Annotated in this window: 3 protein-coding genes and 2 pseudogenes; 2 read left to right on the forward strand and 3 right to left on the reverse strand. The window is 73.9% G+C overall.

The window, feature by feature from the left end:
• Positions 1 to 138 precede the first annotated feature (138 nt).
• The 3 genes and pseudogenes from ACFV9T_RS42435 to ACFV9T_RS42445 form a co-directional block, all read right to left on the reverse strand.
• On the reverse strand, positions 139 to 1818 hold the full coding sequence (locus ACFV9T_RS42435) for a transporter (RefSeq protein ID WP_385449173.1): 1680 nt from the start codon (positions 1816 to 1818) through the stop codon (positions 139 to 141).
• Entirely contained in the window at positions 1815 to 2654 is an 840-nt protein-coding gene (locus ACFV9T_RS42440) for an ABC transporter ATP-binding protein (protein ID WP_385449175.1), read from the reverse strand. Before ACFV9T_RS42440 ends, ACFV9T_RS42435 begins: the two co-directional genes overlap by 4 nt.
• A 235-nt stretch (positions 2655 to 2889) precedes the next feature.
• Positions 2890 to 3531: pseudogene (locus ACFV9T_RS42445) on the reverse strand (bifunctional DNA primase/polymerase); the annotation flags it as partial.
• 349 nt (positions 3532 to 3880) lie between these two features.
• Between ACFV9T_RS42445 and ACFV9T_RS42450 the strand changes: the two are divergent.
• Positions 3881 to 5272, forward strand: a complete 1392-nt coding sequence (locus tag ACFV9T_RS42450) for a transcriptional regulator (protein ID WP_385449177.1) — start codon at positions 3881 to 3883, stop codon at positions 5270 to 5272.
• 133 nt (positions 5273 to 5405) lie between these two features.
• Positions 5406 to 6527: pseudogene (locus ACFV9T_RS42455) on the forward strand (hypothetical protein); the annotation flags it as partial.

The raw sequence follows: 6527 nt of genomic DNA on the forward strand, positions 1-6527 counted from the left end.
TTATTTTTTTAAAACCCCCCTGGCACAACCCAAACAACCCCCACTCGCGGTAACGGGGCGGGGGTAAACGCGGCGGGGGCGCGGCCCCTCCCCCGCCCCCCCCCCGCGCCGTACCCTCATCGCGTCCAGGGGCCGGGCTCAGCCCTTGCTGACCGCCGCCAGGATCTCCGGCAGCCGCCCCACCGTCCGTGGCGCGGCCAGCCGCAGACCGGCCTCCGCGAACGCCGCGCCGTACGCCACGCCCAGCGGCAGCAGCACCCACAGCAGGTCGTGGTTCCCGCTGACGTGCAGCCAGATCGTCAGCCCCAGCAGCGGCGCGCACAGCAGGGCGCCCACGATCATGCCGCCGAAGAGGCTCATCCACGCGAGCGAGCCCTGCCCCGGTGCCACGTTCTTGGCGCTGTCCTGCGGGATGGAGTACGGGAGCAGCGCCGAGCTGAGCGCCCCGGTCGCCATCAGCGCGCCGAGCAGGCCGTACGCGAGCCCGAGCGCCTCGGGGATGGCGGGCAGATCCTTCAGGAAGACGGCCGAGCCCACCACCGCCAGGAGCACATACGGCACCCCGACCAGCGCCACCGCGAACGCCCGCCCGCGCAGCTCCAGATAGGCGTCCCGGGTCGTGGAAATGGTCTGCGCGACCATCCAGAAGGCGGAGGAGTCCTGACCGAACTGGTTGTACATCTGCATGCCCAGCATCCCGGCGGCCCAGCACGACCAGTAGATGCTGCCGTTGCCCTGGACGGAGGTGAGGAGCGGCATCAGCAGGCCGACCCCCAGCGCGCTGACCCAGCTGGTCTTGGCCTTGGGGTCCCGCACCGCGTACCGCAGGGTGCGCAGCATGGCCGTGCCGCTGCGCCCTGCGGGCAGCAGCTTGCCGAGCGGGCCGGGCGTGGCGGTGGACGAGCCCGCGCCCCCGGCGCCCCGCCGGGGCTTCTCCGGCTGGATCGTGGAGCTGTCCGGCGTGGTCATCAGATGCGTGAGGCTGCGCGACCACCACCACATCAGCAGCGCCAGCACGGCCGCGCTCAGGGCGAACTGGGCGGCGGCGATCCCGTACGCGCCCTCGCTCACGCCCTGTACGGCGTCGATCGCCGACGCGGGCGGCACCCAGCGCAGGACGTCCGCGGTGGGCCGCAGCACGCCGAGCCCGCCCTCGCCGGACAGCTTCTGCACGCCCACGTTCACGAGTTGCAGCCCGATCGCCACGAACAGACCGCTCAGCAGCGCGAGGTCGCGGCCCTTGCGGCTGCTCAGCAGCCGGGAGTTGGCGGTCGCGACGGCCCGGGCCAGTGCCACGCACGTCAGCACGGACAGCACGCCCGCCAGCAGGGCCGCCGCCGAGGCCGCCGCCCCGTGCGCGATCGCGATCAGCGACCCCACCACCAGCGTCAGCGTGAACAGCGGGCCGACGCCGATCAGCGAGGACACCAGCAGCGCGCCGATCAGCGGCCGGGGCCGCAGCGGCAGCATCACCAGCCGGGTCGGGTCCAGGGTCTCGTCACCGCTGGGGAAGAAGAGCGGCATCACCGCCCAGCCCAGTGCGAGCACCGCGGTGAGGACGGTGACCAGCGCGTCCGCGTCGTCGTTGCCGCGCAGCAGCACCAGGCCGAGCAGCTGGAGGGCGGCGAAGAGGACGGTGAAGACGATCGAGGTGATGTACGCGGCGCGGCGGCCCGCGGACTGCCGCAGTCCGTTGCGCATCAGCGACAGCTTCAGCTGGACGAAGACGGGCAGCGGCGAACCGGTGGGGACCGCCGGGGGAGCGGGCGCCGCGGTGTCGAGCGGGCCCTTGGCGTCGAGCGGATCGGTGAGCGTCATCGGGCGCCGCCGCCGAGCCAGTCGAGGTCGTCCCCCGAGCGCTGGTCGCGGGCGCCCACCAGCTCCAGGAAGGCGTCCTGCAGGGACGGCGCCTCGCCCCGTACGTCGGCCAGCGCGCCCTGCGCGCGGATCTTGCCGCGCGCCATCACCGCGACCCAGTCGCACAGCGACTCCACCAGCTCCATGACATGGCTGGAGAAGACGACCGTCGCACCGGAGCGGGTGTACCGCTCCAGCACGCCGCGGATGGTCTGCGCGGAGACCGGGTCGACGCCCTCGAAGGGCTCGTCGAGGAAGAGGACCTCCGGGTTGTGCAGCAGCGCGGCGGCCAGGCCGATCTTCTTCCGCATACCGGTCGAGTAGTCCACGACCAGCTTGTTCTGCGCACCGGCCAGGTCCAGGACGTCCAGCAGCTGGGTCGCGCGCTTGTCGACCTCGTCGCCGGGCAGCCCGCGCAGCCGCCCGGTGTACGCGAGGAGTTCGCGCCCCGACAGCCGCTCGAACAGCCGCAGCCCCTCCGGCAGCACCCCGATCCGCGCCTTGACCTCGGCCGGGTCCTGCCAGACGTCGTGCCCGCCGATCTCGACCGTGCCGGAGTCGGGGCGCAGCAGCCCGGTGATCATCGAGAGGGTCGTGGTCTTGCCCGCGCCGTTGGGGCCGACGAGTCCGATGAACTGCCCGGCCGGAATCTCAAGATCGATGCCCTGGACCGCGATCTGCTCCCCGTACCGCTTCCACAGACCCCGCACCTGCACGGCGGGCCGCTGCGGCGTCGCGGGCCCGGCCGCGCCATCGGCGGGTGCGTGTACGTCTGCGTCTGCGTGTGCGTCCGGCACTGAAATCCCCGTCTCCCAACGTCAGGCTGGTACGGGGACTGGTCGCGTCCCCGTCCGCGACCACGATACGGGGGGCCGGGGACAAGGCCCAGGCGCGTCAGCGGCGCTCGGGGGAGCGCGTGTCCCGTCCGCGCGGCTCCCGTCCGCGGGGTTCGCGTCCGCGCGGTTCGCGTCCACGGACCTCGCGTGCACGGATCTCGTACCCACGGGTGTCGTGCGCACGGGGCTCGGGTGCGCGGGTTTCGCGTCCGCACGCGTAGGCGAGCGTGCTCACCAGCTCCTCGGCGTCCGGCAGCCAGCGGTTGGCGGCGGTCGGGCGGCGGGCCCACTGGGTCGGGCCGTGCCGCCCGACCCGGGTCGGGGGAGCGACCACGTAGTCCCCGTCGCCGCGCGCCGCCAGGTCGACCGAGGACGGCGGCCAGCCCAGGTTCCGCAGCAGGTCCGGGATCTTCGCGGCGGCGCCGGGGAGCACGAAGAAGAGCATCCTGCGGTCCGGGGTGGAAGTGACCGGGCCGAGGTCGACGTTGCGGCGCTCCATCCGGGCCAGCGCCAGACAGCCCGCCGACTCCGGTACGTCCAGCGCGTCGAAGGTACGGCCGGTCGGCAGCAGGATCGACGCGCCGGGGGCGCGGGCCCACATCCGCCGGACCACGACCGGGCTGCCGGTCGCCTGGTTCACCCAGTCCGGGGCGGTCGGATGGGCGCCGGGGGCCGGGCAGTCGGCCTGGCCGCAGGAGCAGCACTGCAGGCCGCCCACGGTGTCCAGCCAGGCTCCGGCGAGCACGTCCCAGTGGCGTTCCTCGGCGTAGCGCACGGCGGAGTCGAGCAGCCGTTCACCGCGCTGCTTCGGAATGTGTGGTGCTGCTGTCACGTCCATGGTCTCTTCCACGACAACACAACTTCCGCCGTCAACAAGGGTTACGGCCCGGTCCCCCGCCTGTACGCCGGGGCCCGCGCCCCGGGCGCGCGGCGCTGGCATGCCGGGGCGCATGGGTGCATGGGTGGGGGCGCGTATGGGGTTCCGGCTGTGTAAGCGGGTAGCCACCATGCGTGACAGGCGTACGAGGGCGTTTTGGCGCGGCCGTACGCACGTACGTGAACCAAGCGGTCTATGTGGTTAATACGGGCAAGTTCCGCATTCGCCGTATACCTGCGATACCCGCGGGGAACTGATCAACAGGGACGGCATCCGCCGAGAACGCACAGCAGTCACTGGGGGTAAAACCATGGCCGCTAGGCCGCTTGTGGCGCGACAGCCGAACGAACGGCTGCAGGCGCTCATTCAGGAAGCCGCGTGCTCCAATGCCGGTTTGGCCCGCAGGGTCAACATGTGCGGTGCCGAGCACGGTCTCGATCTGCGCTACGACAAGACGTCGGTCGCGCGCTGGCTGCGCGGGCAGCAGCCCCGGGGTCGCGCCCCGGGCATCATCGCCGAGGCGCTCGGCCGCAAGCTCGGCCGTACGGTCACGATCGACGAGATCGGCATGGCCAACGGCAAGAACCTGGCGTCGGGCGTGGGGCTGCAGTTCTCGCCGACCGTCCTCGGCGCGATAGAGCAGGTCTGCGAGTTGTGGCGCAGCGATGTCGGCCGCCGCGACTTCCTGACCGGCTCGACGGTCGCCGCCTCGGCGCTCGTCGAGCCCAGCCGCGACTGGCTGATCACCGGCGCGGACGCGCAGGTCGCGCGCACCGCCGGGGCCCGGGTCGGCCGCTCCGACGTCGCCGCGGTGCGGGCCACCACGGACGCGCTGGTCGAGCTGGACCACCGCTACGGCAGCGGCCATGTGCGCCCCGTCGTCGTCCACTACCTCAACAGCGTGGTCTCCGGGCTGCTCGCCGGGTCCTACCGGGAGTCGGTCGGGCGCGAACTGTTCGCGGCGGTCGCCCGCTTGACGGAACTGGCCGGGTACATGGCGATCGATACCGGCCAGTCCGGGCTCGCCCAGCGCTACTACATCCAGGCGCTGCGGCTCGCGCAGGCCGCCGGGGACCGGGGATACGGCGGCTACGTGCTGGCCGCCAGCATGAGCCACCTCGCCGCCCAGCTGGGCAACCCCCGGGAGATCGCGCAGCTGGCCAAGGCCGCGCAGGAGGGTTCGCGCGGCCAGGTGCCGTCGCGCGCCGAGTCGATGTTCCTGGCCGCCGAGGCGCGCGGGCACGCGCTGATGGGGGACGCCCCCGCCTGCCAGCACGCGGCCGGGCGCGCCCTGGACGCGATGGAGCGGGCGGTGGGCAGCGGCGGTCCCTCCGGGGACGAGCCGCCGTGGATCCAGCACTTCGACCACGCCTATCTGGCCGACGAACTCGCCCACTGCCACCGCGACCTGGGCCAGGCCGAGCCCGCCCGGCGGCGCGCCGAAGAGGCCCTGGCGGGCCACCCCGAGGGGCGGGTGCGGCGCCGCGCCATCGGGCTGCTGCTGCTGGCCACGGCGCACGTCCAGGGGCGCGAGGTGGAGCAGGCGTGCCATGTCGGCGGCCAGGCGGTGGATCTGCTCCAGACGCTGCGCTCCAACCGGGGCGCGGAGTATCTGGACGACTTCCAGCAGCGGTTGGAGCCGTACCGGGACGAGCCGGTGGTCCGGGAGTTCGGGGCGAGGCTGGAGGTGCAGGCCGCCTGAGCCCTTGCCGTTGCCCGTGTCGTTGCCCTGTGCTCGGCCGGTGACCAGTCTCTCCCTCCGGCGGGCTCATACCCCCGCGGGTAACCGGTAGCGTGAGCCGACGATTCGGCAATCGGTTATTCAAGGAGACCCGGTGACGCAGAGCGGACAGGGTAACGAGCCGCACCTGCCTGCGGTCCGTGAGGGCGTCGTACTGCCCGCTCAGGGCGGCCAGTGGCCCCCGGAGGCCTCTGAGCCTTCGGGGCCTTCGGGGCCTTCGGGGCCGCAGCACGGCGCCCCGGCCGGTGGTCAGGCCTGGGGCGAGCCCTGGGGCCCCCAGGCCCCCGCCCCGTCCGCTCCCGCCGGACCCCCCGCAGGCGCAGGCCCCCTGCCCCCCGAGGACGCGCCGTACGGCCAGCCCAGCGCCTCCTTCGGCCCGCCGCAGCCTTCCGGTGCGCCGCCGCAGGGCGCTGGGCAGCCGTACGGTCTGCCGCAGGCCCCGGAGCAGCCGTTCGGTGCGCCGCAGGGCGCGGGGCAGCCGTTCGGTGCGGCGGAGCAGGGCGGCGGACAGTCGTTTGGGGCGCCTCCGCAGGGCATGGGCCAGCCGCCGCAGCAGGGGCTGGATCAGTCGTACGGTCTCCCGCAGGGTGCGGGGCAGCCGTACGGTTCGCCGCAGGCGCCGGATCAGCCGTACGGGCCTCCGCAGGGCGCTGGGCAGCCCTCCGGTGCGCCGCAGCAGGATGCCGGGCAGTCGTTCGGTCCGCCGTCGCAGGGCGCGGGGCAGTCGTTCGGCTCGCCGCAGGCCCCGGAGCAGCCCTCTGGGGCACCGCAGTTGGGCGCTGGGCAGTCGTTCGGGGCGCCGCAGGGGGACGCGGCGGGGCAGGGCTGGGCGCCGCAACAGCCGCTGCCGCCGCAGCAGCCCGCGTATCAGCAGCCGCAGACCCCGCAGCAGCCCCCTGCGTACCAGCAGGCACAGCCGTACCAGCAGGCGCAGCCCCAGCCGCAGCAGCCGGACAGACGGGCTCAGCCACAGCCGGAGCCCTACGCCGGGGCCGCCGACGAGACGCAGTTGCTGCCGCCGCAGTCTGCGGGGGACGCCGAGGCGACCCAGTACATACCCCCCGTGCCCGGCGCCGGAGGCGCTCCGCAGGCGTCCGCCAGCGCGCCGCTGCCGCCCGAGAACCGGCCCGCTAAGGCCGAGGCTCCCGGCGAGTCCACCACCCAGCTGCGCACCGGGCGCCCCGGCCGGGGCGCGCACCGGGGGCGCGGGCAGCAG

This window comes from Streptomyces sp. NPDC059850 (genome assembly GCF_042731515.1).
In the GTDB taxonomy this organism is placed as follows: Bacteria; Actinomycetota; Actinomycetes; order Streptomycetales; family Streptomycetaceae; genus Streptomyces.

What these genes read in the sequence shown, in the direction of transcription:
- ACFV9T_RS42435 (WP_385449173.1), bottom strand. Translation starts at nt 1,818, where the DNA reads ATGACGCTCACCGATCCGCTCGACGCCAAGGGCCCGCTCGACACCGCG.
- ACFV9T_RS42450 (WP_385449177.1), top strand. Translation starts at nt 3,881, where the DNA reads ATGGCCGCTAGGCCGCTTGTGGCGCGACAGCCGAACGAACGGCTGCAG.